The organism is Companilactobacillus heilongjiangensis, assembly GCF_000831645.3.
GTDB classification, from domain to species: Bacteria; Bacillota; Bacilli; order Lactobacillales; family Lactobacillaceae; genus Companilactobacillus; species Companilactobacillus heilongjiangensis.
This window is the reverse complement of the sequence record NZ_CP012559.1, coordinates 860,540-886,610: the sequence shown is the minus strand read 5'-3', so window position 1 is coordinate 886,610 and position 26,071 is coordinate 860,540. Positions and strand designations below refer to the sequence as shown.

General features: G+C 36.9%; 30 protein-coding genes. 8 read left to right on the top strand and 22 right to left on the bottom strand.

What is annotated here, in order from left to right; translation table 11 throughout:
- Positions 1-24: 24 nt before the first annotated feature.
- Both JP39_RS04040 and JP39_RS04035 read right to left on the bottom strand, forming a co-directional pair.
- Positions 25-351 (bottom strand): AzlD domain-containing protein, encoded by a 327-nt coding sequence (locus JP39_RS04040; RefSeq protein WP_041500730.1) that lies wholly within the window; start codon positions 349-351, stop codon positions 25-27.
- Positions 338-1,045, bottom strand: coding sequence for an AzlC family ABC transporter permease (locus JP39_RS04035; RefSeq protein WP_041500728.1), 708 nt, complete (start codon positions 1,043-1,045; stop codon positions 338-340). The genes JP39_RS04040 and JP39_RS04035 overlap by 14 nt, the downstream gene beginning before the upstream one ends.
- Before the next feature lie 725 nt (positions 1,046-1,770).
- Here JP39_RS04035 and JP39_RS04030 point away from each other — a divergent pair.
- Positions 1,771-2,814 carry an alcohol dehydrogenase catalytic domain-containing protein gene (locus JP39_RS04030; RefSeq protein ID WP_041500726.1) on the top strand — a complete coding sequence of 348 codons (1,044 nt, stop codon included), beginning with the start codon at positions 1,771-1,773 and terminating at the stop codon, positions 2,812-2,814.
- Positions 2,815-2,927: 113 nt separating this feature from the next.
- Here the strand turns inward: JP39_RS04030 and JP39_RS04025 are convergent, their stop codons facing one another.
- Genes JP39_RS04025 through JP39_RS04015 form a run of 3 tightly spaced genes read right to left on the bottom strand, consistent with a single transcriptional unit; the run spans position 2,928 to position 5,087 of the window.
- Entirely contained in the window at positions 2,928-3,755 is an 828-nt protein-coding gene (locus JP39_RS04025; RefSeq protein WP_041500724.1) for a DNA/RNA non-specific endonuclease, read from the bottom strand.
- Between the two features lie 12 nt (positions 3,756-3,767).
- On the bottom strand, positions 3,768-4,382 hold the full coding sequence (locus JP39_RS04020) for an ATP-binding cassette domain-containing protein (protein ID WP_041500722.1): 615 nt from the start codon (positions 4,380-4,382) through the stop codon (positions 3,768-3,770).
- Positions 4,383-5,087, bottom strand: a complete 705-nt coding sequence (locus tag JP39_RS04015; RefSeq protein WP_041500720.1) for a hypothetical protein — start codon at positions 5,085-5,087, stop codon at positions 4,383-4,385. It lies immediately after the preceding gene.
- A 207-nt stretch (positions 5,088-5,294) separates the two neighbouring features.
- Between JP39_RS04015 and JP39_RS04010 the strand changes: the two genes are divergently transcribed.
- Positions 5,295-5,606, top strand: coding sequence for a DMT family transporter (locus JP39_RS04010; RefSeq protein ID WP_041500718.1), 312 nt, complete (start codon positions 5,295-5,297; stop codon positions 5,604-5,606).
- 348 nt (positions 5,607-5,954) lie between these two features.
- Here JP39_RS04010 and JP39_RS04005 read toward each other — a convergent pair whose 3' ends face one another.
- Both JP39_RS04005 and JP39_RS04000 read right to left on the bottom strand, forming a co-directional pair.
- Positions 5,955-6,998, bottom strand: a complete 1,044-nt coding sequence (locus JP39_RS04005) for a WxLIP family cell surface protein (protein WP_041500717.1) — start codon at positions 6,996-6,998, stop codon at positions 5,955-5,957.
- Positions 6,999-7,062: 64 nt separating this feature from the next.
- Complete coding sequence (locus tag JP39_RS04000) at positions 7,063-7,674, bottom strand: WxL domain-containing protein (protein ID WP_048698780.1); 612 nt, start codon at positions 7,672-7,674, stop codon at positions 7,063-7,065.
- Positions 7,675-8,543: 869 nt separating this feature from the next.
- Between JP39_RS04000 and JP39_RS03995 the strand changes: the two genes are divergently transcribed.
- Positions 8,544-9,299: an NUDIX hydrolase gene (locus JP39_RS03995; protein ID WP_041500716.1), complete on the top strand. Its 756-nt coding sequence runs from the start codon at positions 8,544-8,546 to the stop codon at positions 9,297-9,299.
- A gap of 123 nt (positions 9,300-9,422) precedes the next feature.
- Positions 9,423-10,604, top strand: a complete 1,182-nt coding sequence (locus JP39_RS03990; protein WP_137619777.1) for an MFS transporter — start codon at positions 9,423-9,425, stop codon at positions 10,602-10,604.
- Positions 10,605-10,743: 139 nt separating this feature from the next.
- Here JP39_RS03990 and arsC read toward each other — a convergent pair whose 3' ends face one another.
- The 8 genes from arsC to JP39_RS03950 form a co-directional block, all read right to left on the bottom strand.
- Positions 10,744-11,145 carry an arsenate reductase (thioredoxin) gene (gene arsC / locus JP39_RS03985; protein WP_041500714.1) on the bottom strand — a complete coding sequence of 134 codons (402 nt, stop codon included), beginning with the start codon at positions 11,143-11,145 and terminating at the stop codon, positions 10,744-10,746.
- Positions 11,146-11,241: 96 nt separating this feature from the next.
- Positions 11,242-11,955, bottom strand: coding sequence for a B3/B4 domain-containing protein (locus JP39_RS03980; RefSeq protein ID WP_041500712.1), 714 nt, complete (start codon positions 11,953-11,955; stop codon positions 11,242-11,244).
- 1 nt (position 11,956) lies between these two features.
- Positions 11,957-12,478 carry a GNAT family N-acetyltransferase gene (locus JP39_RS03975; RefSeq protein ID WP_041500710.1) on the bottom strand — a complete coding sequence of 174 codons (522 nt, stop codon included), beginning with the start codon at positions 12,476-12,478 and terminating at the stop codon, positions 11,957-11,959.
- The gene (locus tag JP39_RS03970) at positions 12,478-12,930 is read right to left on the bottom strand and encodes a MarR family winged helix-turn-helix transcriptional regulator (protein ID WP_041500709.1); all 453 of its coding nucleotides are present in this window, start codon (positions 12,928-12,930) and stop codon (positions 12,478-12,480) included. Before JP39_RS03970 ends, JP39_RS03975 begins: the two co-directional genes overlap by 1 nt.
- Before the next feature lie 129 nt (positions 12,931-13,059).
- Positions 13,060-13,335 (bottom strand): hypothetical protein, encoded by a 276-nt coding sequence (locus JP39_RS03965; RefSeq protein ID WP_041500708.1) that lies wholly within the window; start codon positions 13,333-13,335, stop codon positions 13,060-13,062.
- Between the two features lie 132 nt (positions 13,336-13,467).
- Positions 13,468-14,094: a DUF6198 family protein gene (locus JP39_RS03960; RefSeq protein ID WP_483772841.1), complete on the bottom strand. Its 627-nt coding sequence runs from the start codon at positions 14,092-14,094 to the stop codon at positions 13,468-13,470.
- 356 nt (positions 14,095-14,450) lie between these two features.
- Positions 14,451-15,971, bottom strand: coding sequence for an ABC transporter permease/substrate-binding protein (locus JP39_RS03955; RefSeq protein ID WP_041500706.1), 1,521 nt, complete (start codon positions 15,969-15,971; stop codon positions 14,451-14,453).
- Entirely contained in the window at positions 15,971-16,912 is a 942-nt protein-coding gene (locus tag JP39_RS03950; protein ID WP_041500704.1) for an ABC transporter ATP-binding protein, read from the bottom strand. Before JP39_RS03950 ends, JP39_RS03955 begins: the two co-directional genes overlap by 1 nt.
- A 175-nt stretch (positions 16,913-17,087) precedes the next feature.
- On the opposite strand from JP39_RS03950, the gene JP39_RS03945 reads away from it, so the two are divergent.
- The gene (locus JP39_RS03945; RefSeq protein WP_041500702.1) at positions 17,088-17,531 is read left to right on the top strand and encodes an Rrf2 family transcriptional regulator; all 444 of its coding nucleotides are present in this window, start codon (positions 17,088-17,090) and stop codon (positions 17,529-17,531) included.
- Positions 17,532-17,545: 14 nt separating this feature from the next.
- Here JP39_RS03945 and JP39_RS03940 read toward each other — a convergent pair whose 3' ends face one another.
- A complete protein-coding gene (locus tag JP39_RS03940) occupies positions 17,546-18,406 on the bottom strand; it encodes an SDR family oxidoreductase (protein ID WP_041500700.1) in 861 nt (286 codons plus the stop codon).
- A 136-nt stretch (positions 18,407-18,542) separates the two neighbouring features.
- Between JP39_RS03940 and JP39_RS03935 the strand changes: the two genes are divergently transcribed.
- Positions 18,543-19,253 (top strand): B3/B4 domain-containing protein, encoded by a 711-nt coding sequence (locus JP39_RS03935; RefSeq protein ID WP_041500698.1) that lies wholly within the window; start codon positions 18,543-18,545, stop codon positions 19,251-19,253.
- Positions 19,254-19,301: 48 nt separating this feature from the next.
- On the opposite strand, the gene JP39_RS03930 is transcribed toward JP39_RS03935, so the two are convergent.
- On the bottom strand, positions 19,302-19,487 hold the full coding sequence (locus JP39_RS03930) for a hypothetical protein (RefSeq protein ID WP_041500696.1): 186 nt from the start codon (positions 19,485-19,487) through the stop codon (positions 19,302-19,304).
- Between the two features lie 2 nt (positions 19,488-19,489).
- Entirely contained in the window at positions 19,490-20,185 is a 696-nt protein-coding gene (locus tag JP39_RS03925; RefSeq protein WP_245626351.1) for an NAD(P)H-dependent oxidoreductase, read from the bottom strand.
- A 747-nt stretch (positions 20,186-20,932) separates the two neighbouring features.
- On the opposite strand from JP39_RS03925, the gene JP39_RS03920 reads away from it, so the two are divergent.
- Positions 20,933-21,367 (top strand): ACT domain-containing protein, encoded by a 435-nt coding sequence (locus tag JP39_RS03920; protein ID WP_041500693.1) that lies wholly within the window; start codon positions 20,933-20,935, stop codon positions 21,365-21,367.
- A 45-nt stretch (positions 21,368-21,412) separates the two neighbouring features.
- On the opposite strand, the gene JP39_RS12550 is transcribed toward JP39_RS03920, so the two are convergent.
- From JP39_RS12550 to JP39_RS03910, 3 genes are all read right to left on the bottom strand, one after another.
- Complete coding sequence (locus JP39_RS12550; protein WP_157492453.1) at positions 21,413-21,565, bottom strand: hypothetical protein; 153 nt, start codon at positions 21,563-21,565, stop codon at positions 21,413-21,415.
- A gap of 320 nt (positions 21,566-21,885) precedes the next feature.
- Positions 21,886-22,719: an alpha/beta hydrolase gene (locus JP39_RS03915; protein WP_169751868.1), complete on the bottom strand. Its 834-nt coding sequence runs from the start codon at positions 22,717-22,719 to the stop codon at positions 21,886-21,888.
- 110 nt (positions 22,720-22,829) lie between these two features.
- Positions 22,830-24,257 (bottom strand): C69 family dipeptidase, encoded by a 1,428-nt coding sequence (locus tag JP39_RS03910; RefSeq protein WP_041500689.1) that lies wholly within the window; start codon positions 24,255-24,257, stop codon positions 22,830-22,832.
- A 428-nt stretch (positions 24,258-24,685) separates the two neighbouring features.
- Here JP39_RS03910 and JP39_RS03905 point away from each other — a divergent pair, with 428 nt between their 5' ends.
- Complete coding sequence (locus JP39_RS03905) at positions 24,686-24,994, top strand: PTS sugar transporter subunit IIB (RefSeq protein WP_041500688.1); 309 nt, start codon at positions 24,686-24,688, stop codon at positions 24,992-24,994.
- A gap of 294 nt (positions 24,995-25,288) precedes the next feature.
- Here the strand turns inward: JP39_RS03905 and JP39_RS03900 are convergent, their stop codons facing one another.
- Entirely contained in the window at positions 25,289-25,957 is a 669-nt protein-coding gene (locus tag JP39_RS03900) for a DPBB and LysM peptidoglycan-binding domain-containing protein (protein WP_048698777.1), read from the bottom strand.
- Between the last annotated feature and the right edge of the window lie 114 nt (positions 25,958-26,071).

The window sequence follows — 26,071 nt, the reverse complement described above, 5'->3', positions numbered from 1 at the left end:
TACCTGAATTTGTCTTCAAGTATCTTAAATTGCTAAACGCACAAGTGCTAGGGAAATAATCCCCACGATGACGATTAACAGTAATTTTTTCGTTAAAATAGCGGTTAAAACGGTTGGAATTGAGGCAATCAAATTGGCATAGTCAATCGTTGGCAAGTGTCCCAAATTTTGATGGAACAGATTCTCAAACCATAAGGCCGCCATAATCGTGATTGGTACAAAGCCAAGGAATTCAACGACTTTAGCTGGTAAATTGAATTTTTTTAGTAATACGAAGGGCAAAATTCTTGATAACCATGTCACCAATCCACAGGCAATCAATGTCCATAAAACAAATTTAGTTGAAGGCATTTTTCAAAATCACCCCTAACCCACAGCCAATCAAGGTTACAACCAAGATCAACAAATCACTTGAAATAAAAATTAGTCCAAAATAAACTAGTGGCAACATTGCCAAGACAACAATTAATTGCACTTTTAATGAAATCGTTTTGTCACTGATCAATTGTAAATACAACAAACCAATAAACATGGCTACTAAAGCAAAGTCCAAGCCCAACTTTTCGGGATTGCTGATAATTTTTCCAAGCATTGCCCCAACCATCGTTGACGCTGCCCAGACGAGATAAGCCATCACGTTGACCGTATTGAACCACTTAAAACCAAGTTTGCCATTGGTAAAATTAAGTTTATTCATACTCAACGCAAAACTTTCATCGGTAATCAAACTACCAATCAAAATATTCTCAAAAATAGAATTCTTTTTAAAGAAATTTGCGGTCGTCATACTCATCAGAATCATTCTAGAATTAACCAAAAAGACTGACAAAGCAATCGAAACAATCGGCGTCCCAATCGCCAACAAACTAACCAAAATAAATTGTGCCGACCCAGCGTAAACAATCAATGACATCAAGGTCGCCATCAAAACGCTCATCCCTGCTGAAGCTGCCACGATTCCAAATGAAATTCCAATTCCAATGTACCCAAATACGGTTGGAAGTGTATCCTTCATGGCGGTTCTGACACTCAAGCTGTCATCCATAAGCTCTCCCCCTTTTTTATATAGAATATTATAATAATTTTAATTACATTAAATGTCAATTAGGGGTTGGTTGGGTGTCGCCTTAGATTGACAGATATTTCGCCTGCTGTGGGACCGTCTCGAGCCATAGTGCGGTCTCGAGACTCGATTTTGAGCTTCGCATAGACCCGCGAATCTCAAAATTCGTCCTGTACCATAAGGACTCACGTCCTTATAGTACATTTCACTGCTGGCGAATATCTGTCAATCTAAGGCTAATTTGTTGGTATAGATAAGTATTACTCTTATGTTTTATATCAATAGTAAATTCAAAGTATCTTATTAGTTCTCTGATTCAAAACTGATACTAATATATCCTAACTGTATCAACTAAACTTTAGATATACTCATTCGCTTAATATTAATAAACCCATTCAATACTAATTAAGGACAATCATTATCCTCAGATAATCTAGCCGGAGGCTGGCAGTAATATAGACCGCAGTGCAAGTGGCGTTATAGCGGTGATTTTCCGCTATTACACCACCGACGTATTTTGAAATTCGCGTACTTTGTGAAGTTCAAAATCGAGATTTGAGACCTTGGCTCAAATCGGTTGCATAGCAGGCTATATTACTGCCAGCCTCTGGCGGCATATTTACAATTAACTAGGAGTAAACGGTTACTTTTCCTTTCATAATAGTTATAATTTAATTGTTAATAATAAAAAAAGGAGAGATTTCTATATGAAGAAAGCAATTTTTGAAAAAGTTGGTCAAATGAAACTTGAGGATGTTGAAAAGCCAACTATTCAAGCTGCTGATGACGTCATTATTAAAGTCATCCGTGCCTGTGTTTGTGGCTCTGACCTTTGGGCTTACCGTGGTTTAGAGGATAAGGCTGAAAATTCAGAAAATTCTGGTCACGAAGCTATTGGTATCGTCGAAGAAGTTGGATCCGAGATTACTACTGTTAAACCTGGCGATTTCGTTATTGCTCCATTTACTCATGGCTGTGGCTACTGCAAAGCTTGTCGTGCTGGCTTTGATGGCGATTGTCAATCACATAACGATAACTTCAGTAATGGTAATCAAGCTGAATATATTCGTTTCCAACATGGTCAATGGGCTTTAGTTAAGGTTCCCGGCAAGCCTAGCGATTATTCTGAGGGTATGCTTAAATCACTCTTAACTTTGGCTGATGTTATGGCTACCGGTTATCACGCTGCTCGTGTGGCTGAAGTTAAACCTGGCGATACTGTTGTTGTTATGGGTGACGGTGCTGTCGGTCAATGTGGTGTTATCGCCGCTAAAATGATGGGTGCTACAAAGATTATTTCAACTAGCCGCCATCCTGACCGTGAAGCTCTAGCCAAGAAATTTGGTGCTACTGATAACGTTGCTGAACGTGGTGACGAAGGTGTTAAAAAGATTTTGGCTTTGACAAATAATGAAGGTGCTGACGCTGTTTTGGAATGTGTCGGAACTGAACTTTCAACTGAAACAGCTATGAGGGTTGGTCGTCCCGGTTCAATCGTTGGCCGTGTTGGTCTTCCTCACACTGGTAAAATGGACGTTTCATCATCATTTGGTAAAAATATCATCCTCGGTGGTGGTCCTGCTTCTGTTACAACTTATGACAAGGAACGTTTGTTGAAAGCTGTTCTCGATGGCGAAATCAATCCGGGATTGGTATTTACAAAGAGCTTCAGTCTTGACCAAATCAACGATGCTTATCAAGAAATGACTGATCGTAAAGTTATTAAAGCATTGGTTGTTGTTAGTGACTAATTAAATATAAATATTTATACATAAAAAGGTTGATGCTGTTTATTTTAACGGCATCAACCTTTTCTGTTTGGATTTTCTATTTCTACTTAATATTGAAACGACATGAAACCAATTTAACTATTGTGGTGATAATTACGCTGTTTCTTGTAGTGATGATAATACTTCTGATGACTATTAGATACAGCCGGAACCTTCAAATCACGGTCAACCTTTGAACGGCCAGTCGCATAGTCAAAATTCACTTTATCCTGAACATTCCACAAATAGCGGTTGAACTTCAGACTTCCATCAGTTGAAAGAGCTTGAACCCACACACCACGAGCCATCAATTCCTGACCACGAAAAATCGGAGTTACTTTATAAATCACTTTCTTATTCTGAGCCAAAGCATCCCTAACCTGTTGTTCCACTTGGGTCATCGTCTTCTGATTTGAAAACTCCGTTTGAGTGAACAAATTGTAAGGATTATCGATACTACCGAGTTCCCCTTGCTGTGTTTGACCAGATTTATTCAAATTAAAAGTCATTGTATAAGCAATCAAATGCCCACGATTCTGAGGAATTACCCTTGTACCGTCAACATATTTAGGTTCATTATGCCAACCTGTTGGACGCCATGTTTGTTCTGTCCTAGTGTTGGATCTACCTAGATTATTGCGTGTTAAATAGGCTGTGGCAGTTTTCGTCCGATTCAAATTATCAAGTCCACTGTAATCAATATGTGACTGGTCAAAATCAGTTTTCTTAATGTTTGAAGGTTTGTCATTATTAAGAACTTTAACCGACTTTTCACCCGACTTATAAGTCCATTCACTAATCTGTTTTGCTGTTAATTCCGATTGTTTCACAGTCGGTGTAGCAGAGGTAGCCTGGCCTGAAGTCGTGGAACATCCCGCCAAAAGTAGTGGTGTCAGTAATAACAGTAAAATATTCTTTCGCAAATTTATTTCCCCCTAAAATGCCATTCGTGATTTAATTTTCAAATAATTATCAGCGATAATTTCACGTGAATTTTTAATGTAATTAACATTATCAATATCACAAATATTATCCAACTTATTAGTCGTCACAATCACAGTTTTATTCATTTCCTCACTCAGTTCACGTAACCAGCTAAACATAGTCTGTGATTCGGCGAGATCAATTCCCACCTCTGGCTCATCGAACAAATACAATTCTTTATCAACCATCAAATTCATATAGATCAGAAGTAACTTCCGCTCATTTTCAGTCAAATCATTGAAGTGCCTATGTAGTAAATTACGGATTGGTTCAGGAATTTCTAAGTCCAAAATTTTATTTAATTGTCGAATAAAAGATAATATTTCCAAGACGGTCAATCCTACTCGAAAGTCATTATCTTGTGCCAAATAAGCAATCTTTTTAAAACTGGGGAAACCGATAAAACTATTGTTACGCTTATTTTCAGCAATTTTATCTAACAAAGTCGTCTTGCCAATACCTTTTTCCCCTAAGACAAAGTTTAACTGACAATCCTCAAAATAGAAATTAACATTTTCAAATAAAAAATCTTTTTTATACTTATAATTAAAATTCTCTATTTTCATTTAATTCAAATGACTTTTAATGGAAATTCCTTTAAAAATCATTCCTCCCATTACTAAATATCCGATGGTAATTACCCCCAGAAAAATCCCTTCATGGAGTGAACTGCAGTGCAGATTATACAGTCCAAAAATCAGCTGAAATGGGTTGACCATCGTCAAAATATAATTCAATAATCCGTGTGGACGCAGTCCCAATAAAATAATACCGATAATAAAGAAACCACTAATCAAAAGATTGAAGAACTCTTGTTTCAATTTCAACAACAATAATCCTGACATCATCGCTGAACACAACAGTGTCGCTAAAAACGAAACTAAGAAGCCATACAAAAATGTTATTGCCGAAATATGAGTGATTAGTAGCGTGACAAACAAATTGAATAGAAAAATTTCTAATTGAATTATTAAGAATTGAACTAATAAATTAGCTAACACAATTGAATGTCGCGAGCCGATTAAATACGTTAAGGTTTTAAAGAAGCCGCCTTCCCGCAAACGAATTAGATTGATCAAAAAGCCGTTGAAAACAGTTGTCACAACGATATATGACCAATAAATGTACAGTGCCTCGTTGTCTTGAAAGTCTTCAGTTTTATTAAGAAAAACCATTATGATTGGCACTATCAGCGTATAAATAAAGTAAAATCTTTCTTTCAGAGCAATCCGAATTTGGATTTTAAAAATAGCTAAATCATTTTCGAACATTAAATTCTCCCTATCTTTACCTGTTCAAACATTAGTAAAAATTAATCTATTTTAATCAAACTGTCAATTAGCTTTCTAGTATAAAAAAATATGAATCAGTCGTTTATTTCAAATTGATTTTAAAATCATTTCATTTGAGTAACAATAGTGTCATTTTAATAAAAATCAGGTATGATATTGAAAGAAAATTTTAACGGGGAAAAGCCTATGAATTACATACTGCTGTTAGTGTCAATCGGTTTTGAAGTTTTAGGGACTTCACTTTTAAAAAAGACAGATGGGTTTACAAATCTTTGGCCCACATTAGGAACCTTAACATCATATTTTATCTGTCTCTTCGTACTCTCACACGTTTTGAAACGATTACCACTGAGTTTGACATATGCCACTTGGGGTAGTGTGGGATTAGTACTCGTAACTGTTGCTGGAATAGTTTTTTACCACGAATCCATTTCAATACAATCAATCGCCGGCCTTGTTTTGGTTGTCTCTGGCACTGTATTGATCAACGTTTTTTAATTCCACTGCTTGGTTAATTATTTGGTTTAGGCCTTAATATACTCAGATATTAGAGCTTAAACACAACGAAAATAAGCTTTCAATTCACTTCATCCATTCAAGTGAACTGAAAGCTTATTTTTGTTGAGATGAGTACCCATCCATTAAAAGATAAATTAGTTGGAAGAGCTGATAGTATTCATCAGTAGCGAAAGTGGCGTTATGGCTTTAGCCATTACACCACCGGGCGTGTTGAAGCCTTACCGTTTTTTGGTAAGGCTTCAACCGAGGTTCGAGACCGCCCTTTGGCTCGGACCGTTCCGCGCAGCAGATGAATACTATCAGCTCTGGAGACGGCCCCCAACAAACCTATCTGCGATTTTTACGATAACGTTTGATAACAAACCCGGCAATTGCGACTAAGGCAACAATAGCACCAAGGATAATCCAGAGATCCTTTGAACGGTTTGGATTCTTGTGATTAATCTTAGCAATCTGTTTCTTAGTTACAACAAAATTACGTTTCAAGTTCCAATGGTTTTTGCCATTATTAGCTTTAACACTCAAATACATTGTGTATTTGCCTGGTTTTAATCGTTTATTCTTACTTGGTCCGGTCACTGTATTAACGTTAACTGGATAGTAGAAATCGCTATTTGGAGCCATTGACATAGCTTTCTTATTAGATTTCAAAATGATTTTTGAACTATTTTGCGGTGTAACCTTAGCGTCAACGGAAACTTTCTTTTCCAAAGTTGGAACATCATTGTCCATTTCTGCATCAACGGAGACTTGACCATTATTGTCAGTTTCGAAAACCTTGACAAATTTCAAGTCAGGCTTAACTGGATCAGTGTTTTGTTGTAACTGTAATCCCAAAACATAATTATATTGATTCCTTAGAGTGACACCTTTAGGTAATTTTTGATTATTATTAATCTGATTATTTTCCTGAACAAAAATACCACCTAATAATTCACCTGAGAAATTGCCTTTGGGAGCGGTCAATTCAATTGAAATATCTTTGGATGAATTGGCTGACACGCTTACTTCTTTGGGATAAGTCACAAGTTTTTCAATATTGTATTGTAGATCACTGTCTGGAGCTATACCGTGGTCGTTATAATCGATCACACCATTGATATCAGTGGCAGCACGGTTAACTGAGACCTTGTACGTATGATCTTTACTGTCGCTATTATTAATTTTAAATTTAATGGTTTCCTTTTGACCCGGAGTAACTTTCAAATCATAGTAACCGATATTTTTAGAAATTTGATTACTGGGCAACTCTGGAGAAATACTATAATTGACGCCGTTTGGAGTGGCGGCATCGACTGGTTTATTATCAAAAGTAAAAGCCAATAGAACACTTGCTATTAATGTTAAAATAATTATCAGATATTTTTTCATAATATTACCTCTTCGAAAAAAAGAGAAGCATATTGATTTAATATACCTCTCTTCGATTCAATTTTTAGGCTGGTGCATTAGATAATGTCCAAGACAAATCAGATGTATATGAACCACCGATATTACCAGCAGGTACCTTTAATGTGGCATCGCCGCTACCATAAGTAGTTGTGAATGAACCAACACCTGTACCAGCCGCAGCGTTCAAAATTGTTACTGGAGCACTAGAGACTGGTGTTGAAGCTGTAAATGTAGGCAACGTTGAAACGTTATCGGCATCGTCAGCTTTAACAGGAGCTGTAGTGGAATCGGCCAATGATAAGCTTGCACCTTTCAAAGTAGCTCCACCGGTCGTTCCATCAGTAAATGGTGTATCCGATAGTGAAACCGTCCAACCAGTTGGTTCACCAGGGTTAGCGATTTGTAACCCACTTGAGAAACTGGTTGATGCGTAACTTGCATCGTCAGCACTTGATGCAACTGTACCAAATGCAATGCTTGGTGCAGATTTAATTGTTATAGTTCCTGGTGTAATTGTAGTTGTTGCCGTTTCTGGCGTCGTCGAGGTAGTTGGCGTGGTTGTATCAGCCTTAGCAACATAACCACCAGCACCGACTGAAACTATGCCTAAAATTGCTCCACCTATTAATAAACTATTTTTTAAAAGTTGTTTCATTATATTCTCCTCCATATCCGATATTATTTTATCGATATGAATCAGAGCCTATTATTTAAGACAGCCCCATCATCCAAGGCTCTCAGGAATGACCCCTATGGCCATCTATGAAGATTTTTCAATCTCCACACTGCAAGTTATAGAATCAATCTGGATGAGAATCAAATATTAGACTGTTAGTGTACGAAAAGTAAATTATAATAGGGGTGTGGGCCGCCTCCGGTTGTTGGTGAAACGGTAGTTCTGCACTGAGGACCGAGTCGAGCCAAGGTCTCGCCTCTCGCTTTGAAGCCTTACCAAAGACCGGTAAGTCTCCAAAGTCGCCCTGTGGTGTAACGGCTAAAGCCGTAACGCCACCTCCACTGCAGACTACCGTCTCACCAACAACCTCCGGCTAGAGTATTTTTTGAATAAATAACAGCTTATATTTTAAGTTATGATTTTAAGATAGTAATTTACCCTAATTCAAGTAAATCAACATCAACAATCAATTTTTAATGACGAATATCATTACTCGTTCAACTCAAAATATGATTATCTTTTTATTGTCCATATCTATTTATCAAACGATTAGCCCAATATCTTATATAAATATCAGAGTAAAAATAAACTAGCCTTCGGCTGGTGGAAAAATTTGAAATAGAAAAAATCAATTAGTCGGAAGGGATAAGAATATTTACCCGCTGTGGGTGTGGCGTTATGGCTTTAGCCATTACACCACCGGGCGAGTTTGGAGACTTGCGGTTTTTGCAAGGCTTCAAACCGAGGTTCGAGACCGCCCTTTGGCTCGGACCGGTCCGCATAGCAGGTAAATATTCTTATCCCTGGAGACGTTTTAGAATAATAATGATTAGAGGATGTCATTTAATATGTCGGAAATAAATTCAGATAACAAACTGATCATCAATGTTGTTAATATTATTTGGAGTTTCAATCCTAAATCCAAACAAGTTTTAGTCCTATTGGTCAAAAACTCTCTTGGCAATGACGCCGACCGTTGGGGTCTACCGGCAACTATCCTGCGTGCCGATGAAAATGCGGAAGATGCTTCTTTACGCTTGATTCGAGAAAAAATTGGCATTGAATTACCTGACTTTTACACCGAACAACTGGCTACTTTCAGTAATGTTCAACGGATTAGTGATCATCGTGAAATTGCCTTAACTTACATGACATACTTACCTTCAATGCCTGATTTGACTGCTGGATATGGTGCCAAAGACGCTGAATGGTTTAGTGTCGACTACTTGCCTGAACAATACTCATTGTCTTATCAGAATGTTCATTTCAGAACTCTAAGTGACAAAATATCGGAAAGTGAATTTTATAACAATATCGAAGAATCCCATGATAGCAACCATTTGGCTGCTGATCACGCCTTAATTCTACGTTTGGCTTTCCACAGAATTACTAATCGTCTAGATTATTTACCAACAATTTTATTGATTCTAGGCGACAGTTTTACCCTCAAACAGGCACGTGAAGTTTATGCTACTTTTTGGAAAGAACCCTCTACAAACATTGATAACTCTAACTTCCGGAAGACTCACTCCCACCTCTTCACTGAAATTGGTATGGAGCATGGTAAGAGTGGTCGTCCAGCTAAACTCTACAAACTAGTTTGATAATTTGACCTCTTAAAAGACTAATGGTAGTCTTTTTTTATGCTATTTAAGGTAACTTTTACCTTTAATAAAAATAGTAATATTTTATATAAATTATGGAGGTAAGTTTTGGATTCACAAAAAATCGAAACTACACAAAAAGGCGGCCTCAAGTTATTAATGGTTATTGGGACTGCTTGGTTATTCGATGCTGCTGATGTAGCATTATTATCATTTATCATGCCATTGATTAAGCAAGAATGGAGTTTAAGTGCCAGTCAAATCGGTTTGGTCGGTTCGATCACAACTGTTGGTATGATGATTGGTGCTTTCCTATTCGGATATTTAGCTGACCGTTTTGGTAAGAAAAACATCATGATGGTTACGCTACTAGTTTTCTCAATCAGTAATTTACTATTGGCTTTAACTACTGACGTTAACCAATTTCTACTGATTCGTTTCATTACTGGTATTGGTCTTGGGGGAGAATTACCAGTAGCATCAACTATTATTGCAGACTCATTCTCGGGGAATAAACGTTCTAGAATGCTAATTTTGGTCGACAGTTTCTGGGCTATTAGTTGGATCTTCGCATCCCTATTAGCCACACTAGTAATGCCTGCTTACGGTTGGAAATTCACTGTTATCATCACTTCTGTAACGGCGTTATACACACTAGTACTACGTCACCACTTACCTGAAGAAACTAATGTTAAAAACGATAAATTGAATCTACGTATTGCGATGAAACAAATCTGGTCACCAGAATTTCGTCGTTCAACACTTTGCTTGAGTATCCTTTGGTTCGTAATCATGTTCGTTTATTATGGACTATTCCTATGGTTGCCAAGTATTTTGATCCAACGTAACTTGTCAATTTCACGGAGTTTCTTGTACACCTTTATCACCAGTTTTGCACAATTACTTGGTTACTTCCTAGCTGCCTACTTGATGGGTAAACTTAGTCGTAAAAAAGTTTTGGCAATCTATATTATTGGTACAATCATTGGTGCATTCCTCTTTGGTACAGCCCAAACTGAAGCAATGGTTCTTATCAGTGGTTGTCTATTATCATTCTTCACACTTGGTGCTTGGGGAATTATGATTGCCCTAACACCAACACAATATCCAATTGAATTACGTGGTATGGGTATTGGTTTCACTCAAGCAATTGGTCGTATCGGAGCTACTATTGGACCTTACCTAATTGGTTTCTCATTGGGCATTGGAATCAACACAACGATGATTTTCTTCTACTTCATCTTGGCTCTAGTTATCGGTATCGCCGTTCTTACTTTTGGAATGATCGACACAGATAGAAAATAATACTTCAACTCAGTTCAACTACTAAATAATAAAATCCGTGTAATCAATTTTACGATTACACGGATTTTTTTGGTTATATTTTTAAATGTAGTGACTAAAAGAATGCCTTGCTGACAATAATTGTAAACCCTATTAAGGCTCACTTCAAAGTTAAAACTAATTTTCTGATTTCGTCTCGAACTCGTCTAAATTCATTTAACTTTTCCTCTTCAGTACCAGTAGCAGCGGCAGGATCTGGCAATGACCAATGCAATTTTTTCACAGTTGGTGGCGTCATTGGACATTTATCACGGGCATCTCCACAAAGGGTTACCACCAAATTACAACTATTAAGATATTCCGTATCAATCAATTTAGAACTCTGATTGGAAATATCAACTCCAACTTCTGCCATAACTTTTACTGCCTTGGGATTCAAGCCATGCATTTCAACACCAGCACTGGCAACCTCCCAGTCATCCCCTAATATTATATGGCCAAAGCCTTCTGCCATTTGACTGCGACAAGAATTACCAGTACATAAGAAATAGATTTTTTTCATAAAGTTTTTCCCCATATCATTGATATTGCTGATACTACACTATCCTCAACTGAATATCTATTTCTAAGTTTAAAAGATGTTCCTAAATCTTTTTGATTATAGTGCTGCTGTTTCAGGATGATCTTTTGTCAAATGTTCAATTCTTCCATCGACTTTAAAATACTTTTCAATCAAGTCTTTCAACTCAATAACAGCCTCATTGGCACGTTTTGCTTGCTCTTCATTGATAGCTTCAATAACTAAAACGGAATCAGTTGTATCCTCTGTCAACATAGTTCTTTGAGCTTCTCGCCAATTAAAACAACGACAAATTGCACCGGTATTATCGTAGTAAATAATCTCACCTGGCAATGCAGGAGCATCTTCGGTAGCACCTAATGGTTTAAACCCTTCGCCACCTTTGGCTGCACCTAAATGCATGTCACCATCGAAAGCATTGATATTTTCGCCACCACAGGGAACCCCATATTTCAATGAAACACTGTTGTAGATATCAACTAGTGGATTGATAGGTGAAAATTCACGTCCTTGGCTTACCCGTTTTAATAAGGCTTCAATTGATGAACGTGCACCTTTTTTAGTCTTAAACTGACGGAAAGCTTGGCGCCATTCATCAACGACTTCGTTATCTTTAAATGATTCATTGGTGATGAATTTTTCTGATTCTTTTGAAGCATCATTCAATAATTTAGCGAAGTAAGGATCATCTTTCTCATCAACATGATTGTCGATGCCGTGAATTACTAATGTGCTGATTTGTGCTTCAGGGAATAACTCCCAAAGTTTTTCATCTACTACTACTTTTGTCATATTATTTTTCCAATTCCTTTTTTAAAATGTAATCTGTCTGTGTTGATGTTCCCATAACAAATTTGTGTGAACTGTAATGTTCAAATCCCATTGCTTGATAAAATTTTTGAGCTGATAAATTATTTTCCCAAACACCTAACCAAACTCTTGGCTTCTTCAATGCTTGTGCACGTTCAATAGCCAATTTCATCAACATCTTGCCCAATCCTAGACGTTTGAAAGGTACGCGAATATAAATACGTTGAACTTCCAAGAAACTGTCATCCATCGGTTCACTCTGTGCATCTAAAATATTAACCTTTAAATATCCTGCTAATTGTTCGTCAACATATAAGAAATAAAATTCTGAATTTTTATTAGTTAATTCTTGTCGTAAAATATCCAAATTATATGCATCATCAATATATGCTTTCAGATTTTCCGGCGTATTGTATGGTTTAAATGTGTCAGTATATGTTTCAGCACTGAGTTTTTGTAAAGTTTTTAAATCGTCTTCAGTACATCTTTTTATTGTTGTTGCCATTAATATATCCGCTTATTACCCTTCTTCATATATTCCCAATTCTCTGAAATATTGCCTTCAACTACTTCCAAAAGCTTAAAAATCTGCTTTCGTTCGCTGGGTGACAATCCCTTTAAAGCAACTTCATTGGAATAATGTTCCTCTCGATAAAGTATCGGATAAGTTTCCTCACCCTTTTTTGTCACATAAAGTTTTTTCTCTTTTTTATTATCTTCGGATTGTTTTCTAACGATAAATTCATTTGTTTCTAACTTTTTAATTGCTCGTGCTGCTGTTGTGCGGTCGACTTTAATCATTTCAGCAACTTTTTCCTGAATAATCCCAGGATGTTCATAAATTCTCGCTAAGTAAATATACTGCCCCTTAGTTAAATCGTATTTTTTGAATTCAATATTACTGATTGAATCAAGCGACCGTGCAATTACACCGATTGATCTCAAAATGTCCGCCACATCTATGCCTCTCTTTCAAACAAAATGTATTGTACAATTATTTTGTTGTATTTGCAACAAAAACTAGACTAAAAAAACTGACATTCACCGAAGCGAATGCCAGCCAGAATTAATCTTTTCTATTCAACTTTAATTGATGGCATAACCAACATTATGTGCAAATTGGTCAATTTGTTCCATATATTCCTTACCATTATCTAGTTGTGTTACGGTCTTTTGAACTTTACGATCATCACGTAATCTACCAAATAGGTATTGGAAAGAATAATTCTTATTCAACAAATTATATGTCTTTAGAACAAAATCTTTAGAATAATCCTCTTTATCCAAATCCTTTGCATTATTAATATCGGTATATAGCTCCGATAAAATTCTCTTTGCCTCAGTATTGTCATTTAGTTTCATCAATACACACCACCTAATTAATTATTAAAACCACACAGGTTCCACACTTATGAAAGCGTTTACTCTTATGCCTGTGTACTCATTATATAACTTATGGCTGTAAATTTCACTTAAATGCCAAATATCTCTAAATTAATTATTTTCTGTATTAAAATTATGTTTTAATTGTGGCCAGATCCACTTGTCAGATGCTGCGATTAGGACTCCATTAAAAATAAATGAGAAAACCGTACCCACATTGACTGAGTAGACATTTCGAATAGCAATACCGGCTACAATAATAATTATAATTGGTGGAATAAAATCGATCAGTTGAGCGGCAGTTGAATTTCCTTTTAAATACATAAAACGTAGAATATTTGTCGTATCATCATTCGGATGCATGACAATATTAGCTCGTTGATACAGTGAAATAGCCACACAGAAAAACACGACACCCAAACAGGATAAAAATACTCGAACCAAAACGGGCAGATTTGGCACTCCAATACTATTTAAAAGATTAGTAAAAATATTAACAAAATAACTGAAGAACATGACGTAAAGAACTTCACCAATCAATCTTCGACTATCAAAACGTTTGATTAGAAATTGGTTAGTAATGGCATTAATTACTCCAATGATAAATAGTAGTAATCCAGTATTCCAACCAAACCATTTAGTCATATTTACAGCTCCGGCAGTCCACAAGCCGCTACCCATATTGGCAGAAATACATAAGCCATTTCCAAAGGCATTTAGAACTAAACCAGATATCAGTCCAACGATTCTAGTTTGTATTGAATTTTTGATACGATCACCCTTTCTCAATGATGATTATGTTACAACAAAACAAGGTCTGGATACAAAAAAGGTTGAGCCATTAACTCAACCGATGTGTCTGTACCGCCAAAGGGTGGCAGTAATATAGCCTGCTATGTGACCGGTTCGAGCCAAAGTACGGTCTCGAGCCTCGATTTTGAGCTTCGCCAAGTACGCGAATCTCAAAATACGTCAGTGGTGTAAGAGCAGAGATACACTGCTCTAACGCCACTCTCACAGCTGTCTATATTACTGCCACCCTTCAGCTAATCTTTTATTTTAAAATAAAATTTGAATGGTAATAATTTAGTGAACTACTTCAACAGTCCTTTATCTTCAAGATAATCACGCGCAACCTTAGAAGATTTTTCATGTTTAACGGTAACTAGATAGTTCATCTTCTGCATATCTGATTCACTGATTTTTCCAGCTAGCTTATCCAGTGTTTTTTTAACTTCAGGATGTGCCATCGCAAACTTCTCGGTCATTAATGGTGCTCCCTGATATGGTGGGAAATGGTTCTTGTCATCCTTGAGCACAACTAGATTGTATTCCTTAACTTCTGGGTCGGTTGTATAACCATCAACTAGGTTGACCTTGCCATTGGCAATTGCCTTGTAACGAATTGAAGGTTCCATCGTCTTAGCACTGGCAATATCCAATCCATAAGCCTTTTTAACACCTGGAAATCCATCATTTTGTTGATAGAAATCAGGATCAAAACCGGCATGTAACCTATGTTCAACTTTCTTCAAATCACTAATAGTTTTTAAATTATATTTCTTAGCGAAACTTTGCGTAACAGCTAAATCATAGCCATTTTGATACTTCATTGGTGCCAAATATTCCATATTGGCATCTTTTTTCATCAACTTACGGGCAACTTGATACGTTTTCTCAGGATTATGACTAACCTTCTGATTAGTTTTAACCAGTGCCTGCAAAACTGTCCCCGTAAATTCTGGATAAATATCAATTGAACCTGACTGCAAAGCCTTGTATAAGAAAGTCGTACCACCAAAATTAGGTTTCAAAGAAACTTTCATATTTGGATGATCCTCTTCAATTAATTCCTTATACATGTTAATTAAAATCTCCGGTTCGCTCCCCATCTTACCAGCAATCGTGACATTAACTGGCGGTTTAACGATACTACGGTAGCCAGCGAATCCACCAAACAAGACAATTAACGTTGCGAAGAGAATTCCCATTTTTCGTAATGATAATTTAGAAATGGCTTTGATCAATGCACTGAAAATCAATGTCAAAACAGCTGACAATATGGCACCAATCAATAATAGAGCATTATTATTTGTTTCAATACCTAGCAAAATATATGTACCTAAACCACCAGCACCAATCAATGCGGCCAATGTAGCGGTACCAATAATCATGACCATCGCAATTCTGATACCAGAAATAATCATCGGCATAGCTAACGGTATTTGAAATTTAACTAATTTCTTAGCCCTTGATAATCCAAAAGCTTCTGCGGCTTCGTCTAAATCGGGATCAATAGTTGTCAATCCCGAATAAGTGTTTTGGAAAATTGGCATCACCGCATAAACAACTAAAGCGATAATTGCGGGCACTGTTCCAATTCCGACCATTGGAATCAAAATACCTAACAACGCCAAACTTGGAATCGTTTGTAAAATACTCGTTATTTGTAAAATCACTTCAGCTATTCGTTTATGCGTCATTAAGACAATTGCCAAAGGAATAGCAATAATTGCTGCAATAAATAGTGAAATCAATGAAATGGAAATATGTTGCCCTAGAGCGGACCAAATTTCACCGCCCTGAGTCTGTAAAATATGAATTATCGAGCTCACTATTTCTCACCTTCCTTTGCCAAGAAGTCCAGTAGATCAGAATTAGTCAGTTGGTAATTGTTACCATCATTATCAAAAACTACTACTCCAGCATTAACTTTCAACTCAGTTGCTAATCGAGTGAGGGAATCTTCTTTCAACAAAGTTGAATTAATTTCAGTATCGATTTTTTGTCCAAATCCGGCATCAACAATTTCACCAACAGTCGATGGACCATTTTTTTCAATTTGGAAGAACCCTTTGACGAAATCGTTCTTAGGATGATTCAAAATATCGTCACGATTACCAATCTGTTCCAAATTACCCTTACTCAAAACAGCAATTGTATTTCCTAAACGAATGGCTTCGTGCATATCATGTGTAACAAAAATAAAGGTCGTCTTCAGTTCCCGATGCAATTTCAAAACCAAATCTTGTAATTGTGTTCGAGAAATCGGATCCAAGGCACTAAAAGGTTCGTCCATTAACACAGTCTTAGGACTAGTAGCTAAGGCACGAATGATTCCCACTCGTTGTTGTTCACCACCAGAAAGTTCATGTGGCAAGCGCTTAGCATACTTCTCAGGATCAAGTCCTACCTTCTTTAAAAGGTCCCAAGCAACTTGTTTACGTTTATCCTTAGACCATCGTAATGAATCAGGTTGAATCGTAATGTTCTCTTCAATTGTTAAATTAGGAAATAAAGCAATATTCTGCAAAACATAGCCCATATTTAAACGCATTTTCCGTAAATCATATGTATCAATATTTTTTCCATCAATTAAAATTTGTCCTGATGTTGGCTTGATCAATCGATTAATCATTTTTAAAGTGGTAGTTTTTCCGCTACCACTTGTTCCAACCATCACAAAAAAATCCCCATCCTTGATTTCTAGGTTCAAATCCTCAATGGCAGAATTAGTATCATCATATTTCTTATAGACGTGATCAAACTTTATCATAACAAATCTCTTTCTTGTAACTTTTTAAGTGACACGAACAGTAACATGAATAATATAAAGTAATCGTAATACTGTGTCAAACAATACGCACAGTACATAATTAATTGACTAATTCATTAAATCCAATTAAGATAGTACCTGTAAAACTAAAAGTTACACATATGAGGTATTAAAAATGAGAGTTTCTACTCGTTTCAGTGATTCAGTTCACATCCTAGCATTCATCGAAATCTATCAAGACCAAAGGCTGTCTAGTGAATTAATTGCTAGTAGCATCGAAACTTCCCCAGTTGTCGTTCGTCGTTTGATGGGTGTTCTTCGCGAAAACGGCTTAATTGCAACTAAGAAAGGTACAGCTGAACCGAAATTATCTAAGTCTCCTGACGAGATTACTTTATTAGATGTTTATTTGGCTACCGAGGGTGATAAACAACTGTTTACACTTGACACTAATACCAATCCTGACTGTATCGTAGGTGGAAATATTCAGAAAGTTTTGGGCGCTTACTATGAAGATGCTAAAATGGCAGCTTTGAGAAAATTCAATAATGTATCGTTACAAGATATCATTGAAACTATTTTAGTCGAACAAAAAGCAAAAGAGCATAACGTCGGATAACGTTATGCTCTTTCTTATCTCTGATATTTTTCCATTAAAAATTCTTTCAAAGGTGTAGCTGGACGTCCCATTATCACTTGATAATCGGAACTAATATCATCCAACAATCCCCGTCCACCGGCATCATACATTGATGACAACATATGACCTTCGTTACCTTCATTATAAATTTCCGAAAATTCATCCAAACTAACTGGTTGATAGCCAATTGTTGACCCAGATACTTCTGATAAAACTTCTGCCAATTGTGGCATTGTGTAATTACGATCTTGGGTCAAAGTATAAATTTTCTCATCGATTAATAACTCTTTAGTAGCTGCTACTTTGGCAAAAGCCTTAGAGCTATCTTCCAAACTGATAAATGACAAAGCTTGGTCTTTCATAGGATAAATAACATTCTTAAGTTCAATCAATTCCGGTAAATATGGCACCAACGGATCGGCATACAAAGCATTCTTAACGATTGTATAATGTAGTCCACTTGATGCTAATCTTCTTGGCAAATAACCATAGAATGCCGATAAATCAAATGGATTGTTAGCTTGGTCAGCGATGAACCCCATTGCCAAAACATGTCCAACCTTTGCCTTTTGAGCTGCTTTAATCACATTCTCCAACTCACTAACACGACTAAAACTGTCATGACTTTTACTTGGAATGTAGATCAGAACATCCTTATCAGTAAAAGCACTAACCAGCGTACTTTCCTTCATAAAATCAATTGCGACAACATTTGCGCCAGTATCTGCAATATGCTTGGCTTTAGCTACCGTATGCACTCCAGCAGTTACAGCATTGCTAGGTACAAGTTTGATTAGTTCGTTAAAAACTTGACTACCTAAATGACCTGTTGCTCCAGTAATTAAATAATTCATTTTGACTACCTCCTTGTTTGCAAAATACATGTTACTTCAATTGTTACAAGTAGTCAATAATTTAATTTCTTCTTTTATCACAAATGCTCTTTCATAACTAATATAATAAAAGAAATAGATTATGGAGGGATTTCTAATGCAAAAAATCATTATCGATCAAGAATTTTGGGATATCTTCCCCGATGTCGAAATTGCCGTTATGACGGCTAAAGGTGTCGACAATCATAACGATGCAAACGTACCAAATGACCTAATTCAACACGCCAATGAAGTTGCCAAAAAGTGGGTTCCAGACGATCCTATCAGCGTTAATCCAGTGGTCAAAGCCTGGCGTGATGCCTATCGAAAATTCAAAACTAAGAAAGGTGCTCGTAACGCTGTTGAGAATCTTTTGAAACGTGCTAAGAATGACAAAGGTGTTGGTAACATCAATCCGATCGTTGACGTTTACAATTCAGTTTCTCTCGAGTATGCCTTCCCTATCGCTGCTGAGGATTTGGATAAGATTGCTGGGGACGTTCATCTAACAGTTGCTAAAGGCGGAGAAAATTTCACTCCGATTGGTGAAGATGAAGTGGAAGAAGCTTTGCCTGGCGAAGTCGTCTACCGTGATGATAAAGATATTATCTCTCGTTGTTGGGCTTGGCGTGACAGTGCTCGTGTGGCTGATACTGATAGCACCAAGAATCTGCTCTTTTATATGGAAAACATTCAACCTGACAGAAAAGCTGACCATTTAGCTGCTGCCGAAGCATTGAAGACAAGGTTTCACGATTATTTGAATATTGATATCAATGATATAACAATGCTTAACAAAGATAATAGAGAATTTGTATTTGCTAAGTAAGCTGAAAAAAGAAGGATCAGTAATTTAATTACTAATCCTTCTTTTTATTTACCACTGTTCATGATTCCAAAGTCTGCCGTCGACTTCACCTTTTAGTTGTTCTGAACGCCGATTCTGTTCTTGAACAACTTTTTTCATTGCAGCTAAAAAGGCTCGGTTTTCATAAGCTTGTTGTTTCTTAGATAGGTCATCAACTTGTTTTTCCAGCCAAATTCCATTTTCATTATCATCCATGCTTACTCATCCTCCCCTTGCTTGATCAAGCCAATAGTACTCTTCAATTGTTCCAAGTCTTCGCGGCGTTGGATAAACGTATTTAAAATTGTTTCACATTCAGCACAGCTAGTATCGTTAAAGTTCTTAAAACGGTCAGTAAATTCTCTTTCAAACCATTTTTGACGGCTGCTGAGCGTATCTGGATACTCTTGTGTCAGGTAACGTTGATAATCGATCAATAATTGCATCTGCTCCTGGTCATTCAAATAACCAAACTGAGCTATCGTAAAGGTTGGCAAAATCTGCATTTTTGCACGATCAGCTATAGCGCGATATGGAGCCATAATTTCGTCAATCGTAATATTCTCACTGCCACCACGACGGAATTCTTTCAATGGCATACCAGTACTTACGACAATTCCAAACTCTTTGTCACCTAAATTATCGTCGCCATCGCCGTAAACAAAATTACGTGTCAGTACTTTGTCTTCCCAGCGCTTAAGTCCTTCTGGGGCAGCGTACCAATAGAGGGGGAATTGAAAAATTATTCGGTCGCTATCACGTAGCAACGCCTGTTCTTTATTAATATCGATTTTTGTTAATTCCTCGACATGATGCCAAGTAACATCTTGTAGTTTTGCACCTTGCATCAAAAATTGTTGTGTCTGAGAATTATTAATCTCTGGGTGTGAAACTATTATTAAAGTCTTCAACATTAACATCTCCGATCACTAATAGGATAGCAAAAAAAGCCAAATCTTTAAACCAAACAAAACTGCACAATGATATAATTTAAAAGATAGGCCGTCTCCAGGACTGAGAACATTGACCTGCTATGCGGACCGGCCCGAGCCACAGTACGGTCTCGAACCTCGGTTTGAAGCCTTACCACAGACCGGTAAGTCTCCAAACACGCCCGGTGGTGTAATGGCTAAAGCCATAACGCCACACCCACAGCGGGTGAATGTTCTCAGTCCTTCCGACTTATTTATTGCAAATAATTAAATAGATTATTTAAGTCCTAAAACAATACATTAGCATTAATTACCATATACACAGTTGTTAGTCGAGAACCTATTACAAATATCTCATGGCCAATGAATTAATTGAACGGAACTACATTTGAATACTTTTACATTCAATTAATAACAATTAATTTAGTCGTAAGAGCTGGGAAATATTTGTGTGCCGTGGTAGTGGTATAAGTATGGGAGGAATCTCCCATACTTATACCACCGGACGTGTTTGGAGACTTAACGAACCTTGTCAAGGCTTCAAACCGAGGTTCGAGACCGCCTTTTGGCTCGGACCGTTCCGCACAGCTTGTGAATATTTCCCAGCTCTGGAGACGGGATATTTAACTAACACCAAACGTACTATATTTATTAATTTATCCAATAAATAATTAAGTAAATAATTAAATATTTCAATCTGTAAATAGAATTTAGTGAGGAGAAAAAGTCGTGGAAAAATATTATATTGTTGATAGTTCTATTCTTCCTGAATCCTTTGATCGGGTAATCAAAGCACGGAATTTGCTTGAAACTAGAAAAGTTCATAACGTTAGCGAAGCGGTTAAAGAAGTTGGTATTAGCCGTGGTACATACTATAAATATAAGGATTTAGTTTTCCTACCTGACGAAGATATGACTGACCGTAAAGCTGTTATATCGATGATGTTGCATCATGAACAAGGCATCCTTTCCAAAGTATTAGTAGATATTTCCGAATCTAACGCCAGTATTTTGACCATTAATCAAAATATTCCTATTCATAACATCGCTACCGTTGTGATTTCACTCGATATTAGTCACTTAAATGGCACGATTGACGATCTTATTGATAAATTAAAGTTATCTGACTTTGTTGACAACGTTCGTCTAATTTCAATCGAATAATATACTAAAAAATCCCTTAAATCACGTTAAATGATTTAGGGATTTTTATTTTGGCCAAGCAATATACATGGCAAGTAGGACATTCAGTGTACCGATAAAATAAAAGAATTTTGCTGCCTTACTGTTTTGAACGTGGCCGCCAAACTTAAATAGCAACAGTCCTAGGATGAAAACTGATGTCATTAATAAAAAATTCATTTTGTCACCTATTTTTTCGATTTATTGTTTTCAATGTATTACTCTAAAGAAAAAATGTGACGAAATAATGAATTTGTTATGTAATTAAATGTACTTTTCAAAGTTGCCAGCTCCAGGACTGAGAATATTCATCTGCTATGCGGACCGGCTCGAGCCAAAGTTCGGTCTCGAACCTCGGTTTGAAGCCTTACCAAAAACCGGTAAGTCTCCAAACACGCCCGGTGGTGTAAGAGCTAAAGCTCTAACGCCACACCCACAGCGGGTAAATATTCTCATTCCTTCCGCCTATTTTTATACTCTGGACAATAATAAACCTAATTCTAATTTTTCTTGTTTGAACCTCTCACCCACAAGAAATGCTCAATATCATGTAAAACTTTAGGATTTCTCCTTGTTAAAGCACTGTGTTCTGCTCTTGGTCCTGTAAATATCCGAGATTCATATGACTGATGTGGTCCCTTAAATACTCGGCGTAACGATTTGGCTGATGAAACTGGCACTGCTTTATCAAAATGATCTTCTGGACTGAGTTGTCCCATAATATTCAATTCTCTAATATGAAGGTTTCGAATTGTTGAATTCGGTTCGACGTATGAATTGAAATCTTTATTCAACTGGTTAGAATAGCGCCAATCGTTGCGACGATATATGTCTCGATTCAATACTTGCATTGGAGCAGCAATATTTACTAAGGAATCAATCTGAGGTTGGTTCTTTTTTTGACTGTAATTTTCTAAATAATACATAACGGCGTTATTACCCCATGAATGGGCTACCGCATTAAAACGTGTGACTCCGTACTGCTTGTGCAAAACTTTTAAAATTGAATCAATCCACATTGCGGTATGATGATAATCTGATTCATGATTGTTTTCGAATAATACTTGAATCTCGGGATTCCTAGCTTTCTGCAGCCAAGTTCCGTATGTTTTAACTTTTCCTTTGGGCGTTACAACGATGGTTAATGTTCTTGTAGCGAAGCCATCGCGCTGTGATTGGTCAATTAAGTAGTCCATTGAATGTGCTGTACCGCCAAAGCCATGGAAAAATAACGTTGGCATTTGTCGTTTGGAACTAGCGGAAACATTCTGTTCAGTCGTATAACCAACAATAATTGCCACAAATAGTAATAAAAGCCATTTAATTTTTTTCATAAATTCACCAAAATTTGATTTATTACCAAAGTTTAAAACAAATAAAACCATAGTCAACAAAAAAAGACTTGAGCAATTTCCCCAAGTCCCTTATTCCAAACTTTATTAAATTAAAGGTTCTGTCCTTTTTCCCAAGTTGTCTTAGAAAGCATCAAGCCTTTTTTAACAATTTCATCAAACAATTTATGTGTTCGACTTGAAATTTTGCCTGCTGTCTTCATGTTACTTTCAGTTAGGAATCCAGCAACGTCGTCGTTGAAACCATCAATAACTTGATCAGTGATTTCCAAACGTTGACGACCATATGATTGACATCCCTCTAAGTAGGCATGAATCATATCTGAGTATTCGTGATAATGTGGTTCAATCATAACTGATAATGTCTTCTCTAACCAATAAACATTATTGATATCAACATCATTCGTTGTATTCTTGTAGTCTTCTGGAGTGTCTTTAATATTTGTATAGAAAGGCACGTATGGACTGTATGCAAAGAATCCTAATGACAACCATTGTACAGCAGCGTGATTTTCGTCAACATCATTTCTAATTTGAAGAATTGATGAAGCTTGATTACGGTCCATAGCGATTGAACGGAACTGACGTTGTTCAGCAGCTGTTCCGGAAGCAAATGTTCCGAATGGATCATACTTGGTACCGTTATAGTGTGATGATAGGAAGTTTTCAACATCTTCAATTGCCAATTTCTTACTTGGTTTTCTAACCATTGGCATATCTTGAGCAGTTGGTTCCTGTTCAATTTCTGGATTGAATAACTTTTGACCATACCATGTACGAGGTGTGTTGTAATAAGCATCGGCTTCACTTTGAGTACCGAAAATCTCACGGAAGTTAAAGTGTCCTGGTTGAGGATTTAAATGATGCTTTTCTACAAATTCAACTAAATCAGTCGCAACCAAGAAGTTATCAGTATCATTAGCATCAACTTCTTGCATAACGGTCTGGTTAGGTACGATAGCGTACGTATCTTCAGGCAAACGCATTGCAGCCCAGTGGTGACCACCAGCGGTTTCTAATAACCAAATTTCATCTTTATCATTAAAGGCGATACTGTTGCATTCACCAGTACCATATTTTTCTAGCAAAGCACCTAAACGAATGGCACCTTCCTTAGCAGTTTTGACGTATGGCAAGACCAAAGTCAACATTGCCTCTTCATCGACACCATCATGAACTAGTGGATCATAGCCTAAAACTCGAGCATTAGTTGCGGTAGTTTCAGTTGAACTCATACCGACGTTATACTCGTTGATACCAGCTTCTTCATACTGTCCATCACTTTGGTCAGCCTGTGGTGTAGCGGTGTAACGATAAGCGTGATCAGGTAGCGGCACTTTAACACCAGTAGTTATAGAAACATAAAAAGCATCTTTTTGATCTTTTGCTTCATGAGCAACAAATTTAATCGGATTGATTGGACCATAACCGTCTTCATTACGGGCGACAATAGTGGAACCATCCATACTAGCGGCTTTACCAACTAGAATTTCAGTACAATCGGAACTTGTATTTTTCATTTACGTTCACTCCCTCTTTGATATCAAGTATAGGATTAAACTCCTTTATAAGCCAGTGAGTTTATTAGAAATTTTATAATTTTTATAAACTACATGGCCTTGATTTCAGCAGAAACATGGTCAATAAATGATTGTGCAATTGGTGTCAGTTGACGGTTCTTCCGATAAATAAAAGTATGACCCGGATGACAGATTAGATCAAACGGTATTCATAATATTATGACAGCGGCATTATTACTATTACTAATTGTGACCATCCTATTGATAGCCATATATTGTAAAGATTTTGCCAAAGTTACTAAAACTAAGGATGCTTAGAATGGAACAAAGTATGGTTAATTTCCAATCATGCTTTGTTCTTTTTCTGTCTTGTCGAAATTCAAACTCAAGAATATACTGACCATAATGTAGATTTAAGGAGGATCACGATGACTAAAACAATTATGTTAGCTTGCGCTGGAGGTATGTCCAGCTCTCTGTTAGTAACAAAGATGACCAAAGCAGCGAAGAAAGAAAATATCGACGTTAATATTTTTGCCACAAATAGCTCGGCAATTCCCCAAGAGGCAAAGCTCCACCATCCTTCCGTAATCTTACTTGGTCCACAAATTAAATTCCTATTCAATAACATAATCAAGGAAGTCAACGTTCCAATGGAAGTTATCGATATGAAAGATTACGGAACCATGAATGGAGAAAATGTGTTGCATCAAGCTTTATCTTTAATGAAAAATTGAGGGTTGAATATTAGAACTTTATATAAACGACTTTATATAAACATTTAATTATAAAGTAGTCGGAAGAGCTGAGAGTATTCATATGCTGCAAAAGTGGCGTTGTGGCTTTAGCCACTTACACCACCGGACGTGTTGGAGACTTTTCGGTCTTTGAAAAGGCTTCAACCGAGGGCCGAGACCGTATTTTGGCTCGGACCGTGCCGTGTAGCATATGAATACTCTCAGCTCTGGAGACGGCAACAAAAAAAGACCTGATATATTATCAAGTCTTTTTTTAAACAGATTTATCTTGTATTAAAGTACTTCAACAGATGCTGTTGTAACACCGTATGAAGGAATTTGGTTATTTGGCATAGCAACGTCTAATTGGTTAGGGTTACTGTATGCAAATGTACCTGTATCGTTAACTGTTCTGATCAATACTGTACCGTCAGAAAGTGTAATCTTAAGAGTTGTACCCTTAGGGAATACTGAAAGGTTAGCAGCAACACCGCTATAACCCATGTTTGAACCTAGTACAGCTGGATCATAGAAAGAAATCTTGAATGTTCCTTGTGATGTACCAGTTTGAGTTGTAGCTTGTGTAGAAGCAGTTTGTGTTTGTGCTGGTGCTGGTGCTTGTACTTGTGTAGCTTGTTGTGCAGGAGCTTGGTAACTTGTATCTTCAGCAGCTGCTTGTGTTGTTGATGGTTGTTGTGTAGCAACTTGTGTTGTTGCACCTGGCAATGTAACTGTTTCACCTGGGAAAATTAAGTCAAATCCACCGATTTCACGGCCATTTGCTTGTTCTAGTTCAGCGATTGTTACGCCAGCGTTAGCAGCGATATCTTTATAAGTATCCCCTGCTTCAACTTGAACATGGTGATTGTCGAGAATTACTGCAGCTTGAGCAGTCTTAGTTGATGCTGCGATTGCTGTTAATGCCATAGTACTTACTAAAGCGATTGATAAAACTTTTTTCATGAATTGATTACATCCTTATATTTAAAGTATTTTGTCTAGCCCTCATTTGCTATGTTGCATATACTAACAGGGTTTTATTACACAACAACGTCTGTATAATTACAAAAAAGCCAT

Bases quoted from the DNA above. Each gene is read 5' to 3' on its own strand.
- JP39_RS04040 (WP_041500730.1), bottom strand. From the start codon at position 351: ATGCCTTCAACTAAATTTGTTTTATGGACATTGATTGCCTGTGGATTG.
- JP39_RS04035 (WP_041500728.1), bottom strand. From the start codon at position 1,045: ATGGATGACAGCTTGAGTGTCAGAACCGCCATGAAGGATACACTTCCA.
- JP39_RS04030 (WP_041500726.1), top strand. From the start codon at position 1,771: ATGAAGAAAGCAATTTTTGAAAAAGTTGGTCAAATGAAACTTGAGGAT.
- JP39_RS04020 (WP_041500722.1), bottom strand. From the start codon at position 4,382: ATGAAAATAGAGAATTTTAATTATAAGTATAAAAAAGATTTTTTATTT.
- JP39_RS04015 (WP_041500720.1), bottom strand. From the start codon at position 5,087: ATGTTCGAAAATGATTTAGCTATTTTTAAAATCCAAATTCGGATTGCT.
- JP39_RS04010 (WP_041500718.1), top strand. From the start codon at position 5,295: ATGAATTACATACTGCTGTTAGTGTCAATCGGTTTTGAAGTTTTAGGG.
- JP39_RS04005 (WP_041500717.1), bottom strand. From the start codon at position 6,998: ATGAAAAAATATCTGATAATTATTTTAACATTAATAGCAAGTGTTCTA.
- JP39_RS04000 (WP_048698780.1), bottom strand. From the start codon at position 7,674: ATGAAACAACTTTTAAAAAATAGTTTATTAATAGGTGGAGCAATTTTA.
- JP39_RS03995 (WP_041500716.1), top strand. From the start codon at position 8,544: ATGTCGGAAATAAATTCAGATAACAAACTGATCATCAATGTTGTTAAT.
- arsC (WP_041500714.1), bottom strand. From the start codon at position 11,145: ATGAAAAAAATCTATTTCTTATGTACTGGTAATTCTTGTCGCAGTCAA.
- JP39_RS03980 (WP_041500712.1), bottom strand. From the start codon at position 11,955: ATGACAAAAGTAGTAGTAGATGAAAAACTTTGGGAGTTATTCCCTGAA.
- JP39_RS03975 (WP_041500710.1), bottom strand. From the start codon at position 12,478: ATGGCAACAACAATAAAAAGATGTACTGAAGACGATTTAAAAACTTTA.
- JP39_RS03965 (WP_041500708.1), bottom strand. From the start codon at position 13,335: ATGAAACTAAATGACAATACTGAGGCAAAGAGAATTTTATCGGAGCTA.
- JP39_RS03950 (WP_041500704.1), bottom strand. From the start codon at position 16,912: ATGATAAAGTTTGATCACGTCTATAAGAAATATGATGATACTAATTCT.
- JP39_RS03945 (WP_041500702.1), top strand. From the start codon at position 17,088: ATGAGAGTTTCTACTCGTTTCAGTGATTCAGTTCACATCCTAGCATTC.
- JP39_RS03940 (WP_041500700.1), bottom strand. From the start codon at position 18,406: ATGAATTATTTAATTACTGGAGCAACAGGTCATTTAGGTAGTCAAGTT.
- JP39_RS03935 (WP_041500698.1), top strand. From the start codon at position 18,543: ATGCAAAAAATCATTATCGATCAAGAATTTTGGGATATCTTCCCCGAT.
- JP39_RS03930 (WP_041500696.1), bottom strand. From the start codon at position 19,487: ATGGATGATAATGAAAATGGAATTTGGCTGGAAAAACAAGTTGATGAC.
- JP39_RS03925 (WP_245626351.1), bottom strand. From the start codon at position 20,185: ATGTTGAAGACTTTAATAATAGTTTCACACCCAGAGATTAATAATTCT.
- JP39_RS12550 (WP_157492453.1), bottom strand. From the start codon at position 21,565: ATGAATTTTTTATTAATGACATCAGTTTTCATCCTAGGACTGTTGCTA.
- JP39_RS03915 (WP_169751868.1), bottom strand. From the start codon at position 22,719: ATGAAAAAAATTAAATGGCTTTTATTACTATTTGTGGCAATTATTGTT.
- JP39_RS03910 (WP_041500689.1), bottom strand. From the start codon at position 24,257: ATGAAAAATACAAGTTCCGATTGTACTGAAATTCTAGTTGGTAAAGCC.
- JP39_RS03905 (WP_041500688.1), top strand. From the start codon at position 24,686: ATGACTAAAACAATTATGTTAGCTTGCGCTGGAGGTATGTCCAGCTCT.
- JP39_RS03900 (WP_048698777.1), bottom strand. From the start codon at position 25,957: ATGAAAAAAGTTTTATCAATCGCTTTAGTAAGTACTATGGCATTAACA.